Annotated in this window: 26 protein-coding genes; 14 read left to right on the forward strand and 12 right to left on the reverse strand. The window is 61.8% G+C overall.

Annotated features, from left to right (window positions below):
• Positions 1-38: 38 nt before the first annotated feature.
• The 4 genes from AB5Y51_RS11345 to AB5Y51_RS11360 all read right to left on the reverse strand — a co-directional run bounded on the left by AB5Y51_RS11345 (position 39) and on the right by AB5Y51_RS11360 (position 3,345).
• The gene (locus tag AB5Y51_RS11345; protein ID WP_081844089.1) at positions 39-1,049 is read right to left on the reverse strand and encodes a glycosyltransferase family 9 protein; all 1,011 of its coding nucleotides are present in this window, start codon (positions 1,047-1,049) and stop codon (positions 39-41) included.
• A gap of 215 nt (positions 1,050-1,264) precedes the next feature.
• A complete protein-coding gene (locus AB5Y51_RS11350) occupies positions 1,265-2,521 on the reverse strand; it encodes a PTS ascorbate transporter subunit IIC (protein WP_368178462.1) in 1,257 nt (418 codons plus the stop codon).
• Between the two features lie 60 nt (positions 2,522-2,581).
• Complete coding sequence (locus AB5Y51_RS11355) at positions 2,582-2,869, reverse strand: PTS sugar transporter subunit IIB (RefSeq protein ID WP_026142047.1); 288 nt, start codon at positions 2,867-2,869, stop codon at positions 2,582-2,584.
• Between the two features lie 32 nt (positions 2,870-2,901).
• A complete protein-coding gene (locus AB5Y51_RS11360) occupies positions 2,902-3,345 on the reverse strand; it encodes a PTS sugar transporter subunit IIA (RefSeq protein WP_104455056.1) in 444 nt (147 codons plus the stop codon).
• A gap of 252 nt (positions 3,346-3,597) precedes the next feature.
• On the opposite strand from AB5Y51_RS11360, the gene AB5Y51_RS11365 reads away from it, so the two are divergent.
• The 3 genes from AB5Y51_RS11365 (at position 3,598) to AB5Y51_RS11375 (ending at position 5,515) form a co-directional block, all read left to right on the forward strand.
• On the forward strand, positions 3,598-4,620 hold the full coding sequence (locus AB5Y51_RS11365) for a LacI family DNA-binding transcriptional regulator (RefSeq protein WP_041212112.1): 1,023 nt from the start codon (positions 3,598-3,600) through the stop codon (positions 4,618-4,620).
• Between the two features lie 265 nt (positions 4,621-4,885).
• A complete protein-coding gene (locus AB5Y51_RS11370) occupies positions 4,886-5,008 on the forward strand; it encodes a hypothetical protein (RefSeq protein ID WP_010672437.1) in 123 nt (40 codons plus the stop codon).
• A gap of 168 nt (positions 5,009-5,176) precedes the next feature.
• Complete coding sequence (locus tag AB5Y51_RS11375; protein ID WP_041212113.1) at positions 5,177-5,515, forward strand: DUF2799 domain-containing protein; 339 nt, start codon at positions 5,177-5,179, stop codon at positions 5,513-5,515.
• 57 nt (positions 5,516-5,572) lie between these two features.
• On the opposite strand, the gene AB5Y51_RS11380 is transcribed toward AB5Y51_RS11375, so the two are convergent.
• The gene (locus AB5Y51_RS11380) at positions 5,573-5,743 is read right to left on the reverse strand and encodes a hypothetical protein (RefSeq protein ID WP_010672439.1); all 171 of its coding nucleotides are present in this window, start codon (positions 5,741-5,743) and stop codon (positions 5,573-5,575) included.
• A 56-nt stretch (positions 5,744-5,799) separates the two neighbouring features.
• Entirely contained in the window at positions 5,800-6,231 is a 432-nt protein-coding gene (locus tag AB5Y51_RS11385; protein ID WP_010672440.1) for a flagellar basal body-associated FliL family protein, read from the reverse strand.
• Positions 6,232-6,376: 145 nt separating this feature from the next.
• On the opposite strand from AB5Y51_RS11385, the gene AB5Y51_RS11390 reads away from it, so the two are divergent.
• Positions 6,377-6,928: a chorismate lyase gene (locus tag AB5Y51_RS11390; protein ID WP_368178463.1), complete on the forward strand. Its 552-nt coding sequence runs from the start codon at positions 6,377-6,379 to the stop codon at positions 6,926-6,928.
• Positions 6,925-7,788, forward strand: a complete 864-nt coding sequence (ubiA, locus tag AB5Y51_RS11395) for a 4-hydroxybenzoate octaprenyltransferase (protein WP_010672442.1) — start codon at positions 6,925-6,927, stop codon at positions 7,786-7,788. Before AB5Y51_RS11390 ends, ubiA begins: the two co-directional genes overlap by 4 nt.
• A 64-nt stretch (positions 7,789-7,852) precedes the next feature.
• Here the strand turns inward: ubiA and plsB are convergent, their stop codons facing one another.
• Positions 7,853-10,276, reverse strand: coding sequence for a glycerol-3-phosphate 1-O-acyltransferase PlsB (plsB, locus tag AB5Y51_RS11400; protein ID WP_042014713.1), 2,424 nt, complete (start codon positions 10,274-10,276; stop codon positions 7,853-7,855).
• 204 nt (positions 10,277-10,480) lie between these two features.
• Between plsB and lexA the strand changes: the two genes are divergently transcribed.
• The 4 genes from lexA to dinF all read left to right on the forward strand — a co-directional run bounded on the left by lexA (position 10,481) and on the right by dinF (position 13,951).
• Positions 10,481-11,107: a transcriptional repressor LexA gene (gene lexA / locus AB5Y51_RS11405; RefSeq protein ID WP_010672444.1), complete on the forward strand. Its 627-nt coding sequence runs from the start codon at positions 10,481-10,483 to the stop codon at positions 11,105-11,107.
• 431 nt (positions 11,108-11,538) lie between these two features.
• Positions 11,539-11,748: a hypothetical protein gene (locus AB5Y51_RS11410; protein WP_368178464.1), complete on the forward strand. Its 210-nt coding sequence runs from the start codon at positions 11,539-11,541 to the stop codon at positions 11,746-11,748.
• A 191-nt stretch (positions 11,749-11,939) separates the two neighbouring features.
• Positions 11,940-12,566, forward strand: a complete 627-nt coding sequence (locus tag AB5Y51_RS11415) for an SCO family protein (protein WP_103858479.1) — start codon at positions 11,940-11,942, stop codon at positions 12,564-12,566.
• 14 nt (positions 12,567-12,580) lie between these two features.
• Complete coding sequence (dinF, locus tag AB5Y51_RS11420) at positions 12,581-13,951, forward strand: MATE family efflux transporter DinF (RefSeq protein WP_042014715.1); 1,371 nt, start codon at positions 12,581-12,583, stop codon at positions 13,949-13,951.
• Positions 13,952-13,982: 31 nt separating this feature from the next.
• Here dinF and trmL read toward each other — a convergent pair whose 3' ends face one another.
• From trmL to AB5Y51_RS11435, 3 genes are all read right to left on the reverse strand, one after another.
• Positions 13,983-14,447 carry a tRNA (uridine(34)/cytosine(34)/5-carboxymethylaminomethyluridine(34)-2'-O)-methyltransferase TrmL gene (trmL, locus tag AB5Y51_RS11425; RefSeq protein ID WP_048209467.1) on the reverse strand — a complete coding sequence of 155 codons (465 nt, stop codon included), beginning with the start codon at positions 14,445-14,447 and terminating at the stop codon, positions 13,983-13,985.
• A gap of 70 nt (positions 14,448-14,517) precedes the next feature.
• Complete coding sequence (locus AB5Y51_RS11430) at positions 14,518-15,873, reverse strand: ATP-binding protein (protein ID WP_039041147.1); 1,356 nt, start codon at positions 15,871-15,873, stop codon at positions 14,518-14,520.
• Entirely contained in the window at positions 15,870-16,565 is a 696-nt protein-coding gene (locus AB5Y51_RS11435; protein ID WP_010672450.1) for a response regulator, read from the reverse strand. Before AB5Y51_RS11435 ends, AB5Y51_RS11430 begins: the two co-directional genes overlap by 4 nt.
• 87 nt (positions 16,566-16,652) lie before the next feature.
• Here AB5Y51_RS11435 and AB5Y51_RS11440 point away from each other — a divergent pair, with 87 nt between their 5' ends.
• The 4 genes from AB5Y51_RS11440 (at position 16,653) to AB5Y51_RS11455 (ending at position 20,085) form a co-directional block, all read left to right on the forward strand.
• Complete coding sequence (locus AB5Y51_RS11440; RefSeq protein ID WP_043155671.1) at positions 16,653-17,564, forward strand: cation diffusion facilitator family transporter; 912 nt, start codon at positions 16,653-16,655, stop codon at positions 17,562-17,564.
• Positions 17,565-17,572: 8 nt separating this feature from the next.
• Positions 17,573-18,352 (forward strand): serine O-acetyltransferase, encoded by a 780-nt coding sequence (gene cysE / locus AB5Y51_RS11445; RefSeq protein ID WP_010672452.1) that lies wholly within the window; start codon positions 17,573-17,575, stop codon positions 18,350-18,352.
• Positions 18,353-18,373: 21 nt separating this feature from the next.
• Positions 18,374-19,654 carry a hypothetical protein gene (locus AB5Y51_RS11450; protein WP_010672453.1) on the forward strand — a complete coding sequence of 427 codons (1,281 nt, stop codon included), beginning with the start codon at positions 18,374-18,376 and terminating at the stop codon, positions 19,652-19,654.
• A gap of 221 nt (positions 19,655-19,875) precedes the next feature.
• Positions 19,876-20,085: a cell division protein ZapB gene (locus AB5Y51_RS11455; protein WP_010672454.1), complete on the forward strand. Its 210-nt coding sequence runs from the start codon at positions 19,876-19,878 to the stop codon at positions 20,083-20,085.
• A gap of 72 nt (positions 20,086-20,157) precedes the next feature.
• Here the strand turns inward: AB5Y51_RS11455 and elbB are convergent, their stop codons facing one another.
• Entirely contained in the window at positions 20,158-20,808 is a 651-nt protein-coding gene (gene elbB, locus AB5Y51_RS11460; protein WP_048209468.1) for an isoprenoid biosynthesis glyoxalase ElbB, read from the reverse strand.
• 401 nt (positions 20,809-21,209) lie between these two features.
• Between elbB and polA the strand changes: the two genes are divergently transcribed.
• A complete protein-coding gene (gene polA, locus AB5Y51_RS11465) occupies positions 21,210-23,960 on the forward strand; it encodes a DNA polymerase I (RefSeq protein WP_368178465.1) in 2,751 nt (916 codons plus the stop codon).
• A gap of 91 nt (positions 23,961-24,051) precedes the next feature.
• Here the strand turns inward: polA and AB5Y51_RS11470 are convergent, their stop codons facing one another.
• The gene (locus AB5Y51_RS11470) at positions 24,052-24,591 is read right to left on the reverse strand and encodes a gamma carbonic anhydrase family protein (RefSeq protein WP_368178466.1); all 540 of its coding nucleotides are present in this window, start codon (positions 24,589-24,591) and stop codon (positions 24,052-24,054) included.
• Between the last annotated feature and the right edge of the window lie 438 nt (positions 24,592-25,029).

The raw sequence follows: 25,029 nt of genomic DNA on the forward strand, positions 1-25,029 counted from the left end.
TAAATTGCGTTACTGGCGGGGCATACCTCTGTAGCCGATTATTTATTCATTATTCCTAGCTCAGCACAGAATGTGGCCAGTATCTCCTGCACATTCAAAATTTCCTGCTGCGGATCCTGACGACCCGTGTCGACGAAGCGATAACGGGGATGAGAGACGGGATTGGCAATGGCGGAGTGTCCGAGGGGAGAGACGATGGTGAGCAGGGGGATATCCAGCGCCTGCGCCATATGCCGTGGGCCTGTGTCATTGCCGACGAAGAGCTGGCAATGGGCGAAGAGCCCCACCAGTTCCCGTACCGAGCGGGTCTGAACATGGTCAAACACGCTGGCCTGCAGCGCTTCTGGCAGCAGCGGCTTCAGCCCCCGGTTGTACTCCTCTTCCCCCGGTCCGCAATAGACCAGGATCTGGGCATTGTGCTCCTCGATGAGCCACTGGGCGACCTTGGCGAAGCAGTCGATGGGCCAGCGCTTGTAGTGACCGAGGGAGTTGACCCCCATGGCGATGAGTGGCCGGGTCGGGTCGACGCCAGCGGCCAGCAGGGTCTCGCGCCCCCGTTGTCTCTCCCCGTCGCTGAGCCAGAGATAGTAGTTGCGATCCTCCCTGGCGAGGCCGAGGGGCTTGAGCAGTGAAAACCGGTCGTCCACCAGGGTGCTGTTGCCCTGATGCTCGGTGTCATGGCGAAAGCGCACGATGCGGTTGTGGCCCAGGCGCCATGGGAAGGAGTCGAAGCCGATCCGCAGGCGGGCGCCGGAGAAGAGACAGGTGAGCAGGCCTATCATCTGGCCCTGGCTGTTGATCACCACATCGTAGCGTTCGCGGCGAATGCCCAGCAGCAAATCCTTCATATAGCGCCACTCGTTGCGGCGCGCCTTCTCGATGACGATCAATCGATCGATGTTGGGGTTTCCCTCTGCCATGCCCGCGCAGTAATCCATGACCAGATAGTGAACTTCCCCGGCAGGGTCGTGCTGCTTGAGGTTGTTGCACAGTGCGGTGGAGATCAGCACATCTCCTATCTGTTTGGTTTGTACTACCAGGTATTTCATGGAAAGGGCCTCGAGCGAGGTCGGGTTGAACGTCAGCGCATCAGCATATCGCACTCCCCTGTCAGATGCTGCCGCTATGGGGTGAAAATCCGATCCAACGCACTGTGTTTGCACATATTTTCGACGTTGTTCGGGCTGGCGGGGCCCGGCTGGCAGTGCGGGAAGATGAGCGGAGGCATGGCACCGCTGGCCATGCCCCCGATGGGCAAGAGTGATCAGCGTACGATGAGGCCGAGCAGGATCCCCACCACGCCGAAGTCGGCATCGCTGAAGGTGGTGTTGGCAAAGCCGAGATCTCCCAGCACCGGCAGCAGGAACACCGGCAGGAAGGTGATCAGCAGGCCGTTGGCGAAGGCACCGAGTAGAGCGCCGCGACGACCGCCGGTGGCATTGCCGAACACCCCAGCCGCCGCACCGACAAAGAAGTGCGGCACGACGCCTGGAATGATGACGGTGAGCCCCAGCAGGTAGAGCAGCACCATGCCCACCAGACCGGCGGCGAAGCTCGACAGGAAGCCGATCAGCACCGCATTGGGGGCGTAGGGGAAGACGATGGGGCAGTCCAGCGCCGGCTTGGCGTTGGGCACCAGCTTGTCGGAGATCCCCTTGAAGGCCGGCACGATTTCGGCGATGACCATCCGTACCCCCTGCAGGATCACGTAGACCCCGGCGGCGAAGGTGATGGACTGCATTAGGGAGAACATGAACCAGTGCTTGCCCTTGGCGACTTCCGATACGTAATCCGCACCGGCAAACAGAGAGGTGATGAGGAAGATGATGCCCATGGTGAAGGAGATGGCCACCGGGGTATCGCGCAGGAACAGCAGGCTCTTGGGCACCTGCACCTCTTCGCTGCTGTGGGTCTTGTTGCCGAATTTGGCGCCGATCCAGCCGGCCAGCACGTAGGAGCAGGTGGAGAAGTGGCCGAGTGCCACGTCATCGGAGCCGGTGATCTGCTTCATGTAGGGGTGGGCGAGGGCCGGGAACAGCACCATGGTCACGCCGACCACCAGGCTGCCCACCGCGATGAGCGGGATGCCGCTCATGCCGCCGGCGGAGAGGATGGCTGCCACCATCATCGACATGAACAGGGTGTGGTGACCGGTCAGGAAGATGAATTTCCACGGGGTGAGCCGGGCGATCAGGATGTTCACCAGCATGGCGAAGAACATGATCATCGCCATCTCCTTGCCGAACGACTGCTGGGCGATGGAGACGATGGCCTCGTTGTTGGGCACCACCCCCTTGATGCCGAAGGCGTGCTGGAAGATGGTGGCGAAGTCGCCCAGCGAGTTCACCACCAGGGTGGCGCCGGCCCCCAGGATGACGAAGCCCATGATGGTCTTGACCGTGCCCTTGATGCACTCGGTCACCGGTTTCTTCTGGGCGATCAGGCCGATGAGGGCGATGAGGCCAACCAGCACGGCCGGCTCCGACAGCACGTCAAACATCAGAAAATTGAAAAATTCCATGGTCAGCTCCAAGCAGATGGAAGCGGCGGCTCACCGGCCGCCTAGACAGTCGCAAAGGGGTTAGAGTGCGCCCAGCTCGCGCAGGGCGATGGCGAGTTTTTCTTTCATGGCGGCCTTGTCGACCATGTTGTCCAGCGAGACCAGCCGGCCGTCGACCCCCATGCTGACCAGCTGTTCGGCGATGTCGCGGGTGGCGACAAAGATCTCGGCGCGCTCGCTGCCGGCGGAGGCGAGATCCCGGTGATCCACCTCGGCCGTCACGGCCAGCTCCTTGAGAATGCTCTTGATGCTCATCTCCATCATCAGGCTGGTGCCCAGGCCGTGTCCGCATACAACCAGAATCTTCATGTTCTCTTCCTCTGTCGGGCGCAGGGCGCCACTCAATAACGCGCCAGGATGCGCAAGATGTCGTCTTTGCTGGTGGCCGTCATGATGGCCGCCACGTCTTCTTCATTCATGAACAGTTCGGCCAGCTGGGCGATGGTCTCCACGTGGGAGTTGCTGTCGCTGGCGGCCAGGGTGACCAGCAGCCGGACCGGGTCGTTGCCCTCGGAGCCGAAGTTGACCCCCTCCTTCAGCACGGTCAGCGCCAGTCCCAACCGGTTGACGCCGTCTTCCGGGCGGGCGTGGGGCATGGCCAGGCCCGGACCCAGCACGTAGTAGGGGCCGAGCTCCTCGTGGGAGCGATAGAGAGCCGCCACATAGGAGGGCTCTATGGTGCCGTTGGCCAGCAGGGGGGCGGTGGCCAGCTCGATGGCGTGGCGCCAGTCGCGGGCGCCCGCTTCGATGGAAATGACCTCCTCGGTCAGCAATTGGGTCAGCATGGTAGTGTCCGGACTGGATAGGATGGCGCCAATCTAGCGATCTTGCCCTTTGATAACTGTGAGCTTGATCCCGAAAGTTAGCGCTACCAGATAGCGCTAACATTGATCTGTGATAGCGCTATCATTTCTCTCATGGAAGGGATTCATCCTGCCCCTTATCGGCCTCAAAGAAGGTAAAATCCGGTTTGAGCAAATAGTCAGTGCCCCGCTTTTGCCTTAAAGTGAATGCCCGTATGCCGAGGAAGGGAAAGGATGTCAGAAGCGAAAAAACGCCGCAGCACGGGTCGGGTGACCCTCAACGACGTGGCCCAGTTGGCTGGGGTGGGAGCCATGACGGTGTCGCGCGCCCTGCGCACCCCCGAGCTGGTGTCCGACAAGATGCGCGAGCGCATCGAGGCGGCGGTGGATGAACTCGGCTATATCCCGAACCGGGCGGCGGGGGCGCTGGCATCCGCTACCTCCCAGACCATAGTGGTCATCGTCCCCAGCCTGGCGGAGCGCGCCTGCGGTGACATGATTGCCGGGCTGCAGCAGACCCTGCTCGCCGAGGGCTATCAGATCATGCTGGGGGATGCCCAGCACCTGAAGCAGCAGGAGGCCAGCCTGCTCAGCAATTTCCTGCAGCACAATCCGGCCGCCGTGGTGTTGTTTGGGGGGGATCCCGGGGAGGTCATCCGGCAGCGCCTGCAGGCGGCCCGCTTGCCGGTGGTGGAAGTGGGAGCCATGGCGCGCCATCCCATCGACATGAACGTCGGGGTCTCCAACTTCGATGCCGGTTATCAGCTGACCCGCCACCTCATCGAGCGCGGTCATCGCAACATCGGCTTTCTCTGTGCCCGCCAGGAGCAGTGGATGCTGCAGCAGCGCATGCAGGGCTGGCAGAAGGCGCTGCTGGACAACTACCTCTCCCCGGACGCCATCATCAATACCTCTGAGCTGCCGAGTTTTAGCACGGGGGCGGCCATGCTGGGGGAGTTTCTGCTGCGCTGGCCCGAACTGGATGCGCTGATCTGCGTCAACGACGAGCTGGCGGCCGGGGTGCTGTTCGAATGCCAGCGCCGCCATCTGAGCGTGCCGGGCAAGCTCGCCATCGCCGGTTTCGACGATCTGGATGTGGCGCGCGCCTGTCATCCTGCGCTGACTTCGGTCAGGATCCCCTATCACCAGATGGGCAGGGAGGCGGCGGAGCTGATCCTGCGCCAGCTGGCGGGCGAGGAGGTGGCCGGCATGAGCCTCGCCCTGGATTTTCAATTGCAAAAGCGCCAGAGCACCTGACGAGCGATGCCACGACAGGTCGAGGCAAGCATGTTCAAGGCGTTGTGACCGAAGACCAAGTCGGTGCACCGTCGCCCTGCGCGGGAACTGCCAGCCGACGTGTTCGCCCGGTCTGTCACCGGGTTGACGCAGAGCGTGGATGCCACTGTAGCCATGACTCCAGGTGGCTGGCTGCACCCAGGTCAAGTTCTGACCGGAACCACTGGCGAGCCCCATTATTCTGGATAGACTTTGTAGGCCGGTGCACTATCCAAGGAGAATGAGCATGGGTACGCAGACGCCTGATTTCGATCTCGATGATGACTGGGAGCCGGAATCCTGGGAAGACGAGCTGGAGGAGCTGGATGACGAGAGCTGGCAGGACTATGACCCTCTCGACGATCAGTGACTCCCTGTAACGCCTGAGGGCGGGCCTGGTGCCCGCCCGATTTTTTGTGTGGCGAGGGGGGCAGCCCTTGGTGAGAACGGGGCGTGCTGGTTAGAATGAACTGCTCAAATGACGCTGTACGAGGCAGGCAGCGGCTCAACAACGATTCCAACGACGCCAAGGATGAATATGCGCTCACTCGTCATCATGTTTTGTGCCGCCCTGCTCGGGGGCTGTGTTTCCAACTCCGACGACCCTTGCGAGAAGGTGTGGAGCGACGTGGGAGAGGCGGACGGCAAGCTCGGTTTTGCTGGCGATCGGGTGGCATTTCACCAGACCCAGTGCGGGGAAAAAGTGGACCTTGCCCTTTGGGAGCTGGGTCGCCAGAAGGGGCTGGCCTGGTATTGCCGACCCGAGCATCTCTATCTGGCAGGACGGTCGGGAGAGGAGTATCGCGGCGTTTGTCCTAACGACGTGCAGGCCCGTCGCCTGTTTGAACAGGGTCGCCATGGCTGGACTGATCAATAAATCAGCCTTCCTCTCTCTTCTGAAATCTTGCGTGAATCTCTTCGTGAGAAGAGGGACCTACCCTTCCTTATGTTTCAGCCGCAGCGGCTGGCACAGGTAATCCTTGTCATTGGCGCTGCGGGCACACTTGCCACACACGAATTTGGGTTTGCGCACAATCTTGCGCAGCGTCTTGAGATCGGCGGGGATCTCGTGACGGCGCCACTCACACAGCGTCTTGTGACCCATGACGTCCTCGACAGTGAATGCAACGGGTGAGAGGGGCAGGACCCCTCCCGGTGTGGTTACTGGTACAGGTATTTGGTGAAGATGAGCTCGCGGACCGCCTTCTTGCCCGTCTCCTTGACCAGCAGTTCGTTGACCTTGGCCTCACACTCCTTGCGCAGCTCTTCCCGGTTCACCAGGGACTTGATCTGTGCGCCCGTCTTGCTGCCAATCAGCCGGATGATGGCGTCGCGGATCAGGGGGTCGTGCTGCTCCAGCAACTTGAGGTCGGCAGCGTCCGTGGCCATCAGCTCTACCGTCACCCGTACATAGCCGAGGGTTTTGCCGTCGCCAAGGTAGTTGGTGATGATGTCCGGATCCAGAGCGTGATAGGCGAATCCCGGCTGGACGGCGGAGGAGGCGGGATCGGTGGCCTCTTCCTCATTGGCGAAGGCCTGTGTATTCAAGAGGGTACACCCCAGGGACAGCAGCAGAATTCTGAAGATCTTCATCTGGATGGCTCGGCAGCGACGGATGCCCCATTTTTGATGCTGCCATCGGGGCCGTCAAGCACGGATGTTCTTACAATTCGCCATTGATTTACGGATAATAAACCGGTTTTTAACCTGACAACGGAAATCTCCGGATGGTGAAGCTGTGAAGTCCGAGTTGACTGTTCCCCTCGTCCAGCTCGTCCCGTGGCGGGCGCCTGCAGAGTGCGAACCACCCGAGGCGCTGCGTCCCTGGTTGCTGGAGGCCGATTCCATGACCCGGCGCCTGCGTCGTTACAATCATCATCTCTCGGTGCAGCTGCTCGGCAATCGCGCCGTGTCGCTGACGGTGGACGAGCAGGCGCTGGTGGCGGTGTTGTCCCCCGTGGGCATGTGCCGCGAGGTGATCCTGCACGGTGATGGCGGGCCTGCCATCCTGGGTTGGACCCTGTTTGCCGAAGCGGCCTTGCAGGGGGGCGGTTTGCAGGATCTGGGAGAGCAGCCGCTGGGAGAGCGCATTTTCGGTGAGGCACCGGCGCGGCGGGATCACCTGCAACTGGCCTGTTTCGAGATAGCGAGCAATCCCTGGTGTCCGGCCGCCACCGTCTGGGGGCGTCGTTCCCGCCTGTTTCTGGGGCAATGGCCACTGCTGGTCCATGAACTTTTCCTGCCCTCGCTATCGTCTCATTCGTTGCCATCGGATAAGGAGCTGGAGTGAAGCTGTTAACCAAGGAGCGGGGACTGGCCTATGCGCAGTTGGCCCGCATCGACAAGCCCATCGGTACCCTGCTGCTGCTGTGGCCGACCCTGTGGGCGCTCTGTCTGGCGGCTGGTGGCCTGCCTGACCCCTGGATCCTGACCGTGTTCGTGGTGGGCGTCTTTCTGATGCGCTCCGCCGGCTGTGTCATCAATGACTATGCGGATCGCAACTTCGACGGTCATGTCAAACGCACTGCCGGGCGACCGCTGCCCATGGGGCGGGTCGCCGAGCGGGAAGTGCTGGTACTGTTCGCCGTGCTGGCGCTTCTCTCGTTCGCCCTGGTGCTGACGTTGAACCCGCTCACCATCAGCCTGTCCTTTGCCGGTCTGCTGTTGGCGGTCTGCTACCCCTTCATGAAGCGCTTCATCCCCATCCCCCAGCTGGTGCTCGGCATGGCCTTCTCCTGGTCCATTCCCATGGCCTACGCGGCCCAGGCCAATGCCCTGCCGCCGGAAGCCTGGCTGTTGTTTCTTGCGAACCTGCTGTGGACCATCGCCTATGACACCGAGTACGCCATGGTGGACAGGGATGACGACCTCAAGCTCGGCCTCAAGTCGAGCGCGATCCTGTTTGGCCGCCACGACAAGCGGATCATCGGCGCGCTGCAACTGGCGACCCTGCTGATCCTGCTGGGGGTCGGGCAGCTGATGGGGTTGGGGTCAGGTTATTACTGGGGACTGCTGGGGGCGGCGGCGCTGTTCGTCTACCAGCAGCGACTGATCCGGGAGCGGCAGCGGGAAGCCTGCTTCCAGGCCTTCCTCAACAACAACTATGTGGGGGCGCTGGTGCTGCTCGGGGTGATGGTTCACTACCTCTAACCCGCGCCCCTTCCTTGATGAAAAAAGGCCGCATGATGCGGCCTTTTTGTTGGATGTCGACGCCTCAGAGCCGGTTGCCCGCCTGGATGGTGCGGCGGATCTTGTTGCTGAGCAGCGGCACTATGTTGTCGGCCAATGCCTGGAAGCGGCCGAGATCCGGTTTGCAGCCCGGATCCAGATAGCCTTCGCTGCGCAGGGTGTGGATCAGGGTGCTGAACAGCTTCTGGTCGAAGAACTCGGGGGCGTTGATGCCGTGCAGGGTGCCGAGGCGCTCCGCCATCATCAGGCCGTCCGCTTCCAGTTGCTCCGCCTCGATGTGGGGCTGGGCCAGCATGCGGGTCAGCACGATGGCGTAGCGCTGCAGGGTCTCCTGGATGCTTTCGGCCAAGAGCAGCAGGCGCATCTGGTTGCCGGGGTTGACCCAGTAGCCGCCGTCGCGTGCCTCGACCAGTTGCTGGCGTAACAGCTCGGCCAGCAGGGCATCGATCAGTTCCGGCAGCTCCTCCTCTTCATAGCGCAGGAAGAGTTCGGTCTTGAGCAGGGGGTAGATATCGACACAGCGGGCGACGATCTCGCTGCGAGAGATCCCCTCGCACCGCTCGATCAGGGCCGCCACCAGGGAGGGCATGGCGAACAGGTGCAGTATGTTGTTGCGGTAGTAGGTGAGCAGGATCGCCTGATAGCGGTCCAGGCTGATGATCTGGCCCAGCTTGTCCTCGCTCACCTCGAACTTGTTGAGCTCCATCGCCTGCTCCAGCAGGGTCCTGGCGTCCTCGTCCGGCATGGTGCTGTGCGGGCTGTAGGGCACCTGCTTGAGCAGGTCCAGATAGGTGTTGAGCTGGGCCTGGAGTTCGTCCCGGGTCAGGGCGTGGCGCTCGGCGGCCAGCAGGGCCAGGGCACTCAGGGTCAGGCCGTTGACGGCGGCGGCATCGTTGATACGGGTCATCAGCAGCTCGGCCAGCTGATTGACGGTGGAGGCCATCCACTCGGGACGCTCCTCCCGGCCGATGCTCTCCTTCCAGGTGGGCACATGTTCGCCGAGGTAGCTGTTGAGGGTCAGCGGCTCTCCGAAATTGACGAAGCCACGGCCATAGTTGCGCAGCTTGCGCAGGATGCCGAGCACCTGCAGGAAGCTCTCCTTCTCCTTGCGGCTCCCCTTGAGTTCGTTGTGATAGGTGTTCACCTCCATCACGTGCTCGTAGCCGAGGTAGACGGGGACCAGGGTCACCGGCCTGTCCAGCCCGCGCATCATGGCCTGCAGGGTCATGGCCAGCATGCCGGTCTTGGGGGGCAGCAGGCGACCGGTACGCGAACGCCCACCCTCGGTGAAGAACTCCACCGAGTAGCCCTTGGCGAACAGCAGGTTGAGGTACTCCCGGAATACCGTGCTGTAGAGCGGATTGCCCTTGAAGGTGCGGCGGATGAAGAAGGCGCCGCCGTGGCGGAAGATGGGGCCTGCCGGCCAGAAGTTGAGGTTGATGCCCGCCGCGATGTGGGGCGGCACCATGCCCTGGTGGTAGATGACGTAGGAGAGCAGCAGGTAATCCATGTGGCTGCGATGGCAGGGGACGTAGACGATCTCGTGCCCTTCCTGGGCCAGCTGACGCACCTGCTCTGCTCCGTTGACCGAGAGGCCGCGATAGAGCTTGTTCCACAGCCAGCCGAGGAAACTCTCCCCGAGGCGGATCAACCGATAGGAGAAATTGGAGGCGATCTCGTCCATGTAGCCGTGGGCACGCTTTTGCGCCTTCTCCAGGCTGATCCCTTCCCGTCTGGCCTCCTCCTCGATGGCCTGCTGGATCACGCTCGAATCCAGCAGTTGCTTGAACAGCAGGTTGCGGTTCGGCAGCTTGGGCCCGGTGGCGGCCAGCTGCTGGCGGCTGAAGTGGGTACGGGCCACCCGCGCCAGCTTGTGGGCGATGGCCTCGTCGGTGCCGTGCTTGTCCGCCATGTAGCGCAGGGAGAGGGGCGGGGAGAAGCGCACCAGGTTCTCGCGCCCTTTCAGGATCACGATCAGCGCCTTCTTCAGGCGGTTTGGCGCCAGGCTGCTGATGATGTTCCAGCCGGAGGCCTCCTCGCCTTCCCGGCCCGGGGCGCGGCCCCAGAACAGGGTGACGGGTACTACCTGGATGTCCAGCGCCGGATCCTGCTTGTGCAGGTCCAGCAGCTGGTGGAACTCCTGCAGGAAGGGGAGCGGCTTGTTGCGCGTGCCGAACAGGGGAGGCGGACGGTCCAGACAGACGTAGCGTGGCAGCAGCTGACCGTTCAGCTCCAGCGGCGTGAAGGGGCCGGGCAGGCCGAGATCCTCGCAGCACTGTTGCAGGGTCATCAGGTCGGTGATCGAGCTGGTCTTCAGGGCATAGACGATGGGTCTGGCCGGATCCAGCTTGAGCTCGGTGATGGGGTTTTCCGGCAGGCTCTTGTGATTGACCAAGCCGCTGACCGGCCATTGCAGGATGGCTCTGGATATCTTCTGTCCAAGGGACATGTGCGTCTGCTCTCCAAAAAAATGCGGCGTGAGCATAGCAAATCACCGACTGCTTGTCGCCGAGAGGTACGATGAGTCGGCACTTCAGGGCGGGGGGAGGGACAAATGTGCGTCGGGTCGCGACAAATGCCAGTTGCGCCTTGCCTTGGCCCCAGCACTGTATATACTGCCAGTGTGCTGTATAAAAAGACAGGTGCCCATGCTATGAAACCCCTTACCCCTCGCCAGGCTGAAGTACTCGAGCTCATCAAGGCGAACATGAACGAGACCGGCATGCCGCCGACTCGCGCCGAGATTGCCCAGAAGCTTGGCTTCAAGTCGGCCAACGCGGCCGAAGAACATCTGAAGGCCCTGGCCAAAAAAGGGGTCATCGAGATCATGCCGGGCACGTCCCGCGGCATTCGTCTGCTGCTCGAAGAAGAGGACGTGCAGCCTGAAGAAAACGGCCTGCCACTGATTGGCAAGGTGGCGGCCGGGGAACCCATCCTGGCTCAGGAACACATCGAGAGCCACTACCAGGTGGATCCCGCGCTGTTCCACCCGCGGGCAGACTTCCTGCTGCGGGTGCAGGGCATGAGCATGAAGAACATCGGCATCATGGACGGGGACCTGCTGGCGGTACACAAGACCCAGGAGGTACGCAACGGCCAGGTCGTGGTGGCACGGCTCGACGAGGACGTCACCGTCAAGCGCTTCCAGCGCAAGGGCAGCCAGGTGTGGCTGCTGCCGGAAAACGAAGAGCTCTCCCCCATCGAGGTGGATCTCGCCAGTCAGCACCTTACCATAGAGGGCCTGGCGGTCGGCGTGATCCGCAACGCCGACTGGATGTAAGCATCCGATGCGATGACGAGGCCTCCTGCGGGAGGCCTCTTCATTTTCATCTGCCGATGGCATCTTCCTCCCCACCTTTTCGCTTCTCCTTCCTGTGCACATAGTCTCGCCGCACGACATGCATTTCGGATATATCCTTTGATAAGGCCCCTGTCATGGTCGGTGATCAGGGAAGGGGGAGTCGCACCGGGCAGTACGCCATGGCAGGGATGCATGATCGCCGGGTCGGTGCGCAGAAGGGAGAGTCACCTCAGACTGGGGACTCGTACAGTCAGTACGCTGCCGTGGTTGGTTCGTCGTTGGGGACAAAGAGACCCGTCAGCGTGACCTGTTGAGCAAGGAGGACAGGTATGGCTTCAAGCTCGCCGTGGGATCCGGTGCCGGCCGCAGCGCCCGCATCTTCCATCACCCGATTCATCAAGGGCAGTCGGATGACATGGTTCTATGCGCTCTGGGTCTATCACAAGGGAGATGGTTGGACCATCTGGCTTGGGTGCCCCAAAGACAAGATTGTCCGCCTGGTTCGTCTGTTTCGCCGTCATCACGACATCGGATTGCCGGATGAGCCCTGGACAGCCCCCGTCATCCCACTGCGCGTCCCCCTGAGACGTGCCCAGCCGCAGCAGAGGCTGCGGCCCTGATCCCTCTTCCTGTACAGACAAGAGCCCCGCCAGAGCGGGGCTCTTGTTTTGGCGCCGATGCGGCTGATCCATGGCACAGGCGCTTTCCCGCCGGGATGCAAGACTAGCCATCGGCGGGGGCAGGCGGGTTACAATGACCCCTACCGGTTTTGCCCCCCTGGGCTTCTAACATAAGCAAGGCTTTGTTTTATATGGTTAAACCACGCTTTTACCTGCTGCTGTTGCTGTTCATCGGCGCCATTGCGGCGGCTTATTACTGGAGTCAGCCCGCGGTGCCGGAACAGGCCGATTACTACCCGGCGGGGCGAGACATCAACCCGTTTACCCTCACGGATGCGGATGCACAGCCCTTTACCCCTGCCAACCTGACGGGACACTGGAGCTTTCTGTTCATCGGCTACACCTACTGCCCGGATGTCTGTCCGACCACGCTGGCGGATCTGCGCAGCGTCTATCCGGCGTTGAAGAAGATAGCCCCCACTAGCCAGGTGGTATTCATCTCGGCGGATCCCCAGCGGGATGACAGCGCCCGCCTGAAGAGCTATACCGCCTTCTTCGAGCCCGAGTTCAAGGCGGCGACCGCACCTCACAGTGCCCTCTTTCCTCTGGTCCGCAATCTGGGGCTGGTTTATTCCATCGTGGAAGGGGATCGCAAGGACTACCTGATCGACCACTCCGCCTCCATCGTGCTGATCAACCCCGAGGGGAAGCTGGTGGCCACCTTCCGACCCAAAGTTGCACCGGGTGAGGTGCCCCACGTGGACATGCAGACCATGGTGGCCGACTTCGCGCGCATCGTGCGGCTGGCTGGCGAGTGAGCCCGGCGCGCACCATGCTGATTCCCGCCTGGCTGAAGGATCCTCGCCGCCACCGAGCCGTCTTCGCCCTGGCCCTGCCCATGGTGTTCTCCAACGTCACCACGCCCTTGCTGGGGCTGGTGGATACCTGGGTGATCGGTCATCTTGGCCAGGCCTGGTTTCTCGGCGGCGTCTCGGTCGGTGCGACCTTCATCAATCTGCTGTTCTGGTTGCTTGGCTTCCTGCGCATGTCCACCACAGGGCTGACCGCCCAGGCTCAGGGTGCAGCCCATGCCGAAGGGCAGCTCGACACCCTGGCGCGGGCCCTGGGCTTGGCGATCGGACTGGGCATGGCGCTGTTGCTCCTGTTGTTGCCGTTCCTGCCGGCCATCATCGCCCTCGGTGGCGGCTCTTCCGAGGTACAGACCTATGCCGGTCAGTATGTATCGGTGCGGGTCTGGAGCGCCCCGGCGGCCTTGTGCAATCTGGTCATCATGGGGTGGTTGCTGGGCATGCAGGATGCACGCAGTCCCATGCTGCTGCTGATCCTGGGCAATCTCGTCAACATGGTGCTGGATGCCTGGTTCGTGCTGGGATTGGGCTGGCAGGTGAAAGGGGTGGCCGCAGCGTCCCTGCTGGCGGATTACAGCACGCTCGGGGTGGGGTTCTGGCTGGTGAGCCGGCATCTGCGCCGACTTGACCCCGGGGTGTGGCACAACGCCTGGCAGCGCTGGCGCCAGTGGCCGGCCCTGCTGCGGCTGCTCGCCCTGAACCGGGATATTTTCATCCGCTCCCTCTGCCTGCAACTCTGCTTCGTGTTCATGACTCTGCAGGGGGCCAGGCTGGGGGATGTGGCGGTGGCCGCCAATGCGGTGCTGCTCAATTTCCTGATGCTGATTTCCTACGGGCTGGATGGATTTGCCTATGCGGTGGAAGCCATGGTAGGGCGCGCCATCGGTCGGCGCGATCGGCCGCTGCTGCGGGAGGCCATCGTCCTCAATCTGGGCTGGGCGCTGCTGATCGCCCTGGCATTCACCCTCTCGTTTGCCCTGGGGGGCCACTGGCTCATCCGTCACATTACCGACATACCGGCGGTGATCGCCGAGGCGCAACGTCAGCTCCCCTGGCTGGTGGCCATGCCGCTGCTGGCGGTCTGGTGCTTCCTGCTGGACGGGGTCTTTATCGGCGCCACCCGGGCCCGGGAGATGCGCAACAGCATGCTGGTGGCGGTGTTTGCCGGCTTCTTTCCCATCTGGTGGCTCTGCCAGGGATGGGGTGTGGCGGCCCTGTGGGCCGCCATGAGTGCCCTGATGGCCGGTCGTGGCCTGACGCTGGGCTGGCTCTGCTGGCGACTGGAGCGTGATGGACGGCTGCTGGCGGGGCAGGGGACGGCGCAGTCAGTCTGAATCCTGGCCACCTTGCCAATATCGTCAGCGGTCAGAGCGAGCCTGAATAGTCGAACTGTCGCCAGCTCTCGTAGACGAACACCGCGACGGCGTTGGCCAGATTCATGCTGCGGCTCTGGGGCAGCATGGGAATGCGCAGCCGCTGCTCGAATGGCAGGCTCTCGATGATCTCCATGGGCAGGCCTCGGCTCTCGGGCCCGAACAGCAGGGCGTCACCGGGGGCAAACCGGGCCGCCGAGTGGGCGGTGCGTCCCTTGGTGGTGCAGGCAAAGACCCGTTGGGGGGCGACGGCCGCCAGAAACGCCTCATAGTGAGGCCAGCGCTTGACGTCGGCAAACTCGTGATAGTCGAGCCCGGCCCGCTTGACCCGTTTGTCATCCCACTCGAACCCCAGGGGCTCTATCAGGTGCAACCGGTAGCCGGTATTGGCGCAGAGGCGAATGATGTTGCCGGTGTTGGGGGGGATTTCCGGTTGGTAAAGCACGATATCGAGCATGGAAGGATCCTGGGCTGGTGCGAAACGGGCGCCAGCATACCCAGCACCCGTGCCGATGAAAAGGGGGAGGTCAGGGCATGGGCAGGCGGATGGTGATGACCAGTCCGGTCGGCTGATTGCTGCTGGCCCGGATGGTCCCCCCATGACGCTGGATCGCCTCGGCGGCGATGGCAAGGCCGAGACCAGTGCCCCCGGTCTTGGCGTTGCGGGCATCGTCCACCCGAAAGAAGGGCAGGAACAACCGGGGCTGCTGCTCCACCGGCACGCCAGGGCCGTCATCCCGTATGGTCATCACCCATTCCCGTCCCTCCCGGTACCAGTCCACCTTGATGAACTCGCGGGCATACTTGAGGGCGTTGCGCAGGGGATTTTCCAGGGCGCGCGCCAGCAGCTCCGGCCACATGGTGAGGGATTCGGCGGGCAGGGAAGGGAGCCTGAGCTGTTTGCCGTTCTGGTTTGCCTCGAACATGGCATCGTCCAGGATGGGCTCCAGCAGCTCCGCCAGGGGCAGCGTCACCGGCGCTTCCACATGTTGCTGCACCCGCGACAGATCCAGCAGATCCCCTATCAGCTTGTCGAGCCGGGCTATCTCCCCTTCGATGCGCGCCAGCTCGGCGCTGTCCCCCTGCTTGCGGCGGATCAGCGCCTGTGCGAGCTGGATGCGGGTCAGGGGGCTGCGCAGCTCGTGGGAGATGTCGGAGAGCAACTGCTTCTGCTTCTGGATCATGTCCTTGAGGGTGTCGACCATGCGACTGACATGTTCGGCCAGCTGGCCTATCTCGTCGCGCCGCCCCAGGTTGGGGATCTGTATTTCCAGATTGCCCTGGGCGAGTTGGGAGACCGACTGCTGCAACTGCAGTATGGGGCGGGTCAGGCGCCAGGCGAGCAACAGACAGAGCGGGGTGCTGACCAGCATGGCGATACCCAGGATCTGGATGGGGTGATCCAGGATCTGGATGAAGAGGAACAGGTAGGAGTTTTCGACGTTCAGACCGAAATAGACGTGATAGGTCTGGCCGTGATGGACCATCTGGAAGGGGCCGGCGATGGCGCGCTGGTGCTCGCTGCCCAGCATGGGCTTGGCCGGGTTGTCCGAGTCGAGCATGAAACGGATCACGAACTTGCTCAGCCGGGTGCTGGACTGCATCTGCCCCTTGGCATCGCGTAGATAGATGTTGTCCACCGGCAAGAGGCCCGCGGCATCGATGGCCTTGGCCAGATCGAAATCCTGCTCGGGATCCGCGCCCCGTTGCAGCGCCGCCAGGTTGTTGTTGAGACGGGTGATCTCGTGGGCCGGCAGCGGGATGATGTTGCGGGGGTCCAGGGTGGGGAGGATTACCACCGCGGCCACTACCAGCAGCAAGATGAACCAGAACCAGAGGAAGATCTGGGTGGAAAGGCCGTTGAAGGTGCGGGCCGATTTCATGCCTGCTCCAGCCACAAGTAGCCTCGTCCCCGCACTGTCTTGAAGCGGGGCTGGCCGTCGGCCCGCTCCGGCAGCTTCTTGCGCAGGTTGCTCAGGTGCATGTCGATGGCCCGATCGAAGGGTTCGAGCTTCTTGCCCAGCACCTGCTCGGAGAGCAGGCCCTTGCTGACGATCTGGCCCGGATTGCGCAGCAGGCACTCCAGCAGGCCGAACTCGGTGGCGGTGAGTTCCAGCAACTGATCGTCGCAGCGAGCCTGTTGCAGGCCGGGCTGCAGCACCAGATCCATGAAGCGCACCTCTTCCGAGCTGCCGCCGCGCTGGGGAGCCTGGCTCTGGGTTCGACGCAGGATGGCGCGCACCCGGGCCAGCAGCTCCCTGTCGTCGAACGGCTTGGCGAGATAGTCGTCGGCACCGGCCTCCAGCCCGTTGACCCGATCCTGGCTGTCGCCACGGGCGGTCAGCATCAACACCGGGGTGTCGTGGGTCTTGCGCAGCCGGGTCAGCATCGCGAAACCGTTGAGTCTGGGCATCATGACGTCCAGCAGCACCAGGTCGAAAGCCTGTTCTGCCAGTCGCTGCAATCCCTCTTCCCCATCCTCGGCGACGGTGACCTCAAACCCCTCCAGGGTCAGGATTTCGGTGAGCAGCTGGGTCAGTTCGAGATCGTCGTCGACCAGGAGTATTTTGTTCATCTGGGAGTCACTCTGTTGATTTTGCACGCCAAACTGACGTCCGGGTCAGGGTATAATAAGTTTTTACGCGTCGGAGGAAAGCCGGTTTTGAGCCACCAACACTATTCCCGCTGGGTCACCCTGGCCAGCATGGCCGCTGTGACCACCGCCACCCTGCTCATCCTGGGCAAACTGATCGCCTGGCTGATGACGGATTCATCCAGCCTGCTGGCATCCCTGACCGATTCCTTCATGGACATCAGCGCCTCTCTCATCAATCTGCTGGCCATCCGTTATGCGCTGGCCCCTGCCGACGAAGAGCATCGCTTCGGCCACGGCAAAGCGGAGTCCCTGGCGGGTCTGGTGCAGTCGGCCTTCATCTCGGGGTCCGCCCTGCTGCTGGTGATGCACGGCATCTCGTCGATGCTGAATCAGGTGCCCGTGGTGCGCCTGGAGGCGGGGATCTGGGTCAGTGTCGGCTCCATCGTGCTGACTCTGCTGCTGGTGAGCTTCCAGGGCTTTGTCATCCGCAAGACCAACAGTGTGGCCATCAAGGCCGACATGCTGCACTACCGTTCCGACCTGCTGCTCAATGGCGGCGTGCTGGTGGCACTGGTGCTGGCGGGGCAGGGGTGGTATTGGGCCGACGGCCTGTTTGCCATTCTGATCGGTCTGTTCCTGGTGTGGGGGGCCGTCCATATCGGCTACGAATCGGTGCAGGCCCTGCTCGATCGTCAGTTGCCAGAGGAGGAACAAGCGAGAATAATGGCCCTCTGCTGTGCCGTAGAGGGGGTGCATGGCGTACATGACCTGCGTACCCGCCAATCCGGGCCGACCCGTTTCGTGCAGTTGCATCTGGAACTCGATGATCAACTGCCTCTGGTCAGGGCCCATCAGATAGCCGACGAGGCTGAACTGGCCGTCCGCCAGGCCTTCGAGCGGATGGATGTGATCATTCACATGGACCCCATCTCGGTGCTGACAAAAGAACGACAAAGCACTCACCCTGAACAACAGTAGGCTGCAACATGGATGATCTGGTTGCCAGAACCTGGCAAAAAATTCAGCAGGAAGCGCAGAGCATGGCGGCCCAGGAGCCCATGCTGGCCAGCTTCTTTCATTCCACCATTCTCAATCACCGGGATTTGCGCTCGGCGCTGAGCTTCCAGCTCGCCAACAAGCTCGACAGCACCACCATGCCTGCCATCGCCTTGCGGGAAGTGATCGAGCTGGCCCTGCGCAGCGAACCCGAGCTGCTGGCCGCAGTGGCCGCCGACATCTGCGCGGTGCAGGATCGCGACCCGGCGGTCGACCTCTTCTCCACCCCGCTGCTCTACCTCAAGGGATTCCATGCTCTTCAGGGGTATCGGGTGGCCAACTGGCTGTGGCGTCAGGGACGCCGTGCCCTGGCGCTCTATCTGCAAAACCAGATCTCCGTGGTGTTCGGCGTGGATGTACACCCTGCCGCCCGCATCGGCAAGGGCATCATGTTTGACCATGCCACCGGTATCGTGGTCGGGGAAACCGCCGTCATCGAGAACGACGTCTCCATCCTGCAGAGTGTGACTCTGGGGGGGACCGGCAAGGAGAGTGGCGATCGTCACCCCAAAATCCGGGAAGGGGTGATGATAGGGGCGGGGGCCAAGGTCCTCGGCAACATCGAGGTGGGCGTCGGCGCCAAGATCGGTGCTGGCAGCGTGGTGATCAACCCGGTGCCGCCTCACACCACGGTCGCTGGCGTGCCCGCCAGGATTGTGGGCCGCCCCGAGTGCGACAAACCTTCCCTGGACATGGATCAGTGCCTCTGATCCCCTGACCGAGGCCGTTGTATGGTCAAGCGCTGGTCAGGCTTTCTGATCCTGGGGATGTGGCTGCTCAACCTGCTGCACCTTTATCTGGACTTCTCCCCCTGGCCCGCCGCCATCGCGGCCTGGGCCGCCTCCCTGCTCACCTGGCCCTGGCTGGTGGGTGCCGCACGGCGCCAGGCGCTGGCCCTCTACGGCGCGGCGCTCCTGCTGCTGCTCTTTTCCTGGTGGCGAGGAGCCAGCCTCAGCCCAGGTGACTGGCTCTTGCCGAACATCAACATGCTGACCATGTTTGCCGCAGTGAGCACCCTCAATCTGGCGACCTCCGGTCTCTTGACCGGCACCGCCTCCTGGTCCGGTCGCAAGGGGCTGTGGAGCACCATGGCCAGCCTCAATCTGCTGGGGGCCGTCATCAATCTTTCGGTGCTCTTCATCATCGGCGATCGGCTGGAGCGCAACGGGACGCTGGAGCGGCGTCAGGTCATGGTGCTGAGCCGGATCTTCTGTGCTGCTGCGTTTTGGTCCCCCTTCTTCGTCGCCATGGCGGTGGCCCTCACCTATGCACCGGGTCTGCAACTGGGCAGCATACTGCCTTTTGGCATACTGGCGGCCTTGCTGGCCATGGGGCTGACGGCCTGGCAGGTAGAGCGACTCGGTGTGGAGACCTTTGAAGGTTATCCGCTGCGGCTCCAGACCCTGGGGCTACCGGTGACCCTGGCACTGCTGGTGCTGGTGATCCACCGTTTCTGGCCCGGACTCAGCATTCTGGCGGTGATCGCCCTGGTGGCGCCCTTGCTGGCCTTGCTGTTCATGCCGCAAGCGGGGCGAGGGGCTGCTCTCAAGCGCCAGGTGGTGGAGCGCTTCCCGGCCATCGGTGGCCAGCTTGTGCTGTTTCTGGGGGCCGGCCTGCTGGCGGCTGGCATCAACAGCGCGCTGTCAGTACTGGACTTTGGCAGTGGCCACGGCCTGCCGTTGTTCAACCACTTCGGCTGGCTGGAAGCCTGCCTGACCCTGCTGCTGATCTTCCTGGTGGCCATAGTGGGCGTGCATCCTCTCATCAGCATCTCGGGGGTGGCGCCGCTGCTCTGGCCGCTGGCACCGGATCCCAGCCTGCTTGGCATGTGCTTCCTCATGGGGTGGGGGCTGGCGACCGGGACGAGCCCGCTTTCCGGCTCCAATCTGGCACTGGCGTCCCGCTACAACCTGAGCGCCGGGCTGCTGCTGCGCTGGAACCTGCTCTACGGCCTGTTGATGTACGCCGTGGCCTGTCTGATGATGGGGGGCTTCATCGCCTTGCATGGCTGATGGCGGCATCGGCAGGAGGGCGGGTTGTGCCACGGCGGACGCCCGGGATCGAGGTTCCTGCTGCCTGCGAGAAAAACCGACGCATATTTAAGCAATACCGGGCCGCAGGGCGCATTTTGCAACGTGCTGGCTTGTTTGTGCCGAGCGCATCAGGGTATGCTGGCTCCACGCGCTTGAATCGCCCTCTGTGGGGCATCGCAATTGAACATACAGGTATGCATATGTCACTAGAAGTCCTTGAGCAACTCGAATCCAAAGTACAATCCGCCGTCGACAACATCTCCTTGCTGAAGATGGAGCTGGACGAGCTGAAAGAGCAGAACAGCAAGCTGCAAGACGAAAACCACCAACTGCGCAACGAGCACGTTGCCTGGCAAGAGCGTCTGCGTGCCCTGCTGGGCAAGATGGACCAGATGGGCGATGCCATCTGATCCCGTCTAGACTGACCGGAATGAAAGCGGGCCGCTCCTTGAGCGGCCCGCTTGTTTTGGTCTGCCGGGCAATCAGAGTGCCAGCAGCTGTTTGACGGTCTTCTCGATGCCGTCCGCCGCCTCCACAATATTGTTGGCCAGCATGTAGGCAGGAGTGGAGATGACCTTGCGCTCCTGATCCACCACGAATTCGCTCACCGGGCAGTCGAGATGACTGCCACCCATGGCTTCGATGGCGTTGGCGGCGCCCTCGTCGTTGCCAATGGTGGCCAGGGTGCCTGCCCCATAGATGAGCGGGATCATGGCCGGTGCGATACAGATGTAGGCGGCCGGTTTGCCTGCTCTGGCAAAGCTCTGGCAGGCCTTCAGCACATCCGGCTGGATGCGGCACTCTGCGCCCTTGATGGCGAAGTCACACAGGTTCTTGGCGGCGCCGAAGCCGCCCGGCACCAGCAGGGCGTCGAAGTCAGCTGCATCCAGTTCAGCCACATCCCTGATCTGGCCGCGGCAGATGCGGGCCGCCTCGACCAGCACGTTGCGGCTCTCTCCCTCGTTGACCTCGCCGGTCAGGTGATTGATGACATGAAGCTGAGGGACATTGGGGGCGAAGCATTGAACGGATGCTCCCTGACGGGCCAGCGCCAGCAGGCTGATGACGGCCTCGTGGATTTCGGCGCCGTCAAACACGCCACAACCACTCAAGATCACGGCCACTTTTTTCATGACAGACTCCTCGTTGTTGAAAATGTGAGCCAGGGTAGATTGTTGTACTTTTGTATGGTTATCGTTCGACCTCCGCTGGTCAAGTCATCTCCCTGTGCTAGGATTGTTTCGTTTTGGATCCTGCCTCAGTACCCCCCTTGAATTTTTTTCCACATTGATCGAGATCATGATGAGTGTGTCATGTTGAGTTTTCATGATCTCAACGCAATGTTTTAAAAGATATTTTTTGTTTTAATCCACAGCTTTGTCACGGCCGTGATGCAATGGTGCCATTTTTGAGCACAGAGTTATCCACAGAAATGTGCCCCACCGGTGCGCCGGGGTGATGGTGGGAGTCCCCTTGGTGTGGTGCGGGCCCTGTGGCATCCTAGCGGCTGTTTATTCTTGGCAGGACGATTTTCATGGCCTCTAGCAATCCTCTTATTCTGGTCGACGGCTCTTCATATCTTTACCGCGCCTTCTTTGCCTCGCAGCAGGCCGATCTGCGCACCTCGACCGGCTTGCCTAGCGGCGCCGTCCGTGTCATGGCCAACATGATGCGCAGCCTTCGCAAGCAGTACCCCGACTGCCACGTGGCCGTGGTGTTCGACGCCAAGGGCAAGACCTTCCGTGACGACATCTATCCCGAATACAAGGCAACACGCGCCAGCATGCCGGACGATCTGCGCAGCCAGGTCGCTCCTATCCACCAGATGATCAAGGCAATGGGTTTCCCCTTCCTGATGGTCGAAGGGGTGGAGGCCGACGACGTGATCGGCACCCTGGCCCGTCAGGCGACCGAGAAACAGCTGCCTGTGCTCATCAGCACCGGCGACAAGGACATGGCGCAGCTGGTCTCCGACCATGTCACCCTGATCGACACCATGAAGGATGTGAAGACCGATCGGGAAGGGGTGATCGAGAAGTTCGGCGTACCGCCCGAGCTCATCATCGATTACCTGGCGCTGATGGGGGACAAGGTGGACAACATTCCCGGCATGACCGGTGTCGGCGAGAAGACCGCACTGGCCCTGTTGCAGGGGATAGGCAGCATCGACGAGATTGCCGCCAACCTCGACAAGGTGGCGGCGCTCGGCTTCCGCGGCTCCAAGGCGTTTGCCGACAAGTTCCGCGAGCAGGAAGAGCAGGTGCGCCTTTCCTATGTGCTGGCCACCATCAAGACCGACGTGGTCCTGGAGCAGAGTCTGGAAGAGCTGCAGCTTGGCCCCATCGACAAGGAGGCTTTGCTGGCGGTCTACCGCGAGTACGAGCTGCGCAACCTGATCAAAGAACTGGAGTCTGGTGGCGAGGAGAGCGAAGCCGCAGGTGATGAGGAAGGCGCCCCCCCGGTAGCCGCCATCGAAACCGACTATCGCTGCATCCTGGATGAGGCCGAATTCGACGAGTGGCTGGCACGGTTGCAGGCGGCGCCGCTGTTTGCCTTCGACACCGAGACCACCAGTCTCGACTATATGGACGCGCGGGTCGTTGGCGTCTCCTTTGCCATCGAGCCGGGCAAGGCTGCCTACGTGCCCTTCGGCCACGATTATCTGGGGGCGCCTGTCCAGCTGAGCGAAGCGCTGGTGCTGGGCAAGCTCAAGCCGCTGCTGGAAGATCCGGCCCGTCTCAAGGTGGGGCAAAACCTCAAGTACGATCGCAATGTGCTGCTCAACCACAGTATCGAGCTGCAGGGCATCGCCTACGACACCATGCTCGAATCCTATGTGCTCAACTCCACTGCCAGCCGCCACGACATGGATTCCCTGGCCCGCAGGTATCTGAACGTCGAGACCATCTCGTTCGAAGAGATCGCCGGCAAGGGGGTCAAGCAGCTCACCTTCAACCAGATTGAACTGGAGCAGGCGGCCCCTTACGCGGCGGAAGATGCCGACATCACCCTGCGTCTGCATCAGACGCTGTGGGGCAAGCTCTCTGCCGAGCCGGGACTTGCCAAGGTATTCAGCGAGATCGAATTGCCGCTGCTGCCGGTGCTGGCACGGATGGAGCGACTCGGTACCACCATCGAGCCCAAGCTGTTGCATCAGCAGAGCCAGGAGATCGAAGTGCGTCTGGCAGAGCTGGAGAAACAGGCTCACAAGCTGGCCGGGCAGGAGTTCAACCTCTCCTCGCCCAAGCAGCTGGGGGAAATCCTCTTCACCAAGCTGGGGCTGCCGATCATCAAAAAGACCCCCAAGGGCGCGCCATCCACTGCGGAAGAGGTGCTGGCCGAGCTGGCTGAGACCTATGAGCTGCCGCGCCTCCTGATGGAGCACCGTGGGTTGGCCAAGCTCAAGTCCACCTACACCGACAAGCTGCCGCTGATGATCAAGCCGCAGACCGGACGGGTACACACCTCCTATCATCAGGCGGTGGCGGCGACCGGTCGACTCTCGTCAACCGACCCCAACCTGCAGAACATTCCGGTACGCAACGAACAGGGGCGCCGCATTCGGCAGGCCTTCATTCCGTGCGCCGGTTACAAGCTGGTGGCGGCGGACTACTCCCAGATCGAGCTGCGCATCATGGCCCACCTCTCCGGCGACAAGGGATTGCTGACCGCCTTCGCTGAGGGCAAGGACATCCACAAGGCAACCGCTGCCGAGGTGTTCGGGGTCGCGCTCGATGCGGTGACTAGCGACATGCGCCGCAGCGCCAAGGCGATTAACTTCGGCCTTATCTACGGCATGAGTGCCTTTGGTCTGGCCAAGCAGTTGGGTATCGGCCGTGCCGAGGCGCAGAAGTACATGGATCTCTACTTCGAGCGCTACCCGGGGGTGCTGGAGTACATGGAGCGCACCCGTCAGCAGGCGGAAGCCCAGGGTTATGTCGAAACCCTGTTTGGCCGTCGTTTATATCTGCCGGATATCAAGTCCCGCAACGCCGGTCTGCGCAAGGCAGCCGAACGTGCCGCCATCAACGCGCCCATGCAGGGTACCGCTGCCGACATCATCAAGCGCGCCATGATCAACGTGGATGGCTGGATCCGCGGGATTGAAGACGAGTCGATCCGCATGCTGATGCAGGTACACGATGAACTGGTGTTCGAGATCCGCGAAGAGAAGCTGGAGGAGTACATCGCCATCATCAAGGAGAAGATGTCTGCCGCAGCCGAACTGGATGTGCCGCTTCTGGTTGAAGCGGGTACCGGTGACAACTGGGATCAGGCCCACTGATTTCTGGTCAGCCGTTCTGCACGGCTATATAGCTATAATAAGAAGCGAAGCCCGGCATTATGCCGGGCTTCCTGTTTGTGGTGGCGGGGTATCAGGCTTCTTGCAGATACTCGTCCTTGAGCAGTACATAGTTGTCGGCCGAGGTCTTCAGGAAGGCGATCTCGGCCGGCTTGAGAGGGCGCGCCTGCTTGATGGGATTACCCATATGAAGAAAGCCGGCCTCTAACCGTTTGCCCGGTGGCACCAGACTACCGGCACCGATCATCACATCATCTTCGACCACGACCCCGTCCAGCAGGATGGCACCCATGCCGACCAGCACCCGGTTGCCTATGGTGCAACCGTGCAGCATGGCTTTATGACCGACCGTGACATCCTCGCCGATCAGCAACGGATAGCCGCCGGGGTTGCTGGCACTCTTGCGGGTCAGGTGCAGCACTGTGCCGTCCTGCACATTGCTGCGGGCACCGATGCGGATATGGTTGACGTCCCCTCTGGCGGCCACCATGGGCCAGATGCTGGCATCGTCACCCAACTGGATATCCCCCACCAGGGTGGCACAGGGATCCACATATACCCGTTTGCCCAGTTGCGGGCATTTTCCCTTGTAAGGTCTCAGTCGCAAGTCCATCTTGGCCTCCTTGTTTTCGGCCATTCTAGCAAGATGACACCGGTTTCTGTGGATAAGTTTGTATAAAAGCTGTGCCTGGATATGAATAACTAAAAAAGTGCCGATTTTTGCAATTTTATTGCAGAGGAGGGGTTGCCAGAACGAATTCGCTCCCTATAATGCGCCTCCATCGACAGGGCAAGCGGTAACGCAAACAAGCCGGTCGGTAGCCTCGAAAAGCCTCGTAAAATAAGGCTTGACTCGAGAAGGCGGTTGAGTAGAATGCCACTCCCGCAGCAGCCAAAAGCTGTGTCGCTCTTTAACAATTTGAATCAAGCAATCTGTGTGGGCACTCACAGCATCGAGCATCAAAAACAATTTTTGATTTTCAATGTCTGATGAAGTGACCAAAGCAACGAAAGTTGCAGCAGTTAATTCAGCAATTCATTGAGCCGCCTT

This window comes from Aeromonas sp. R7-1 (genome assembly GCF_040908115.1).
Lineage (GTDB): Bacteria > Pseudomonadota > Gammaproteobacteria > Enterobacterales > Aeromonadaceae > Aeromonas > Aeromonas caviae.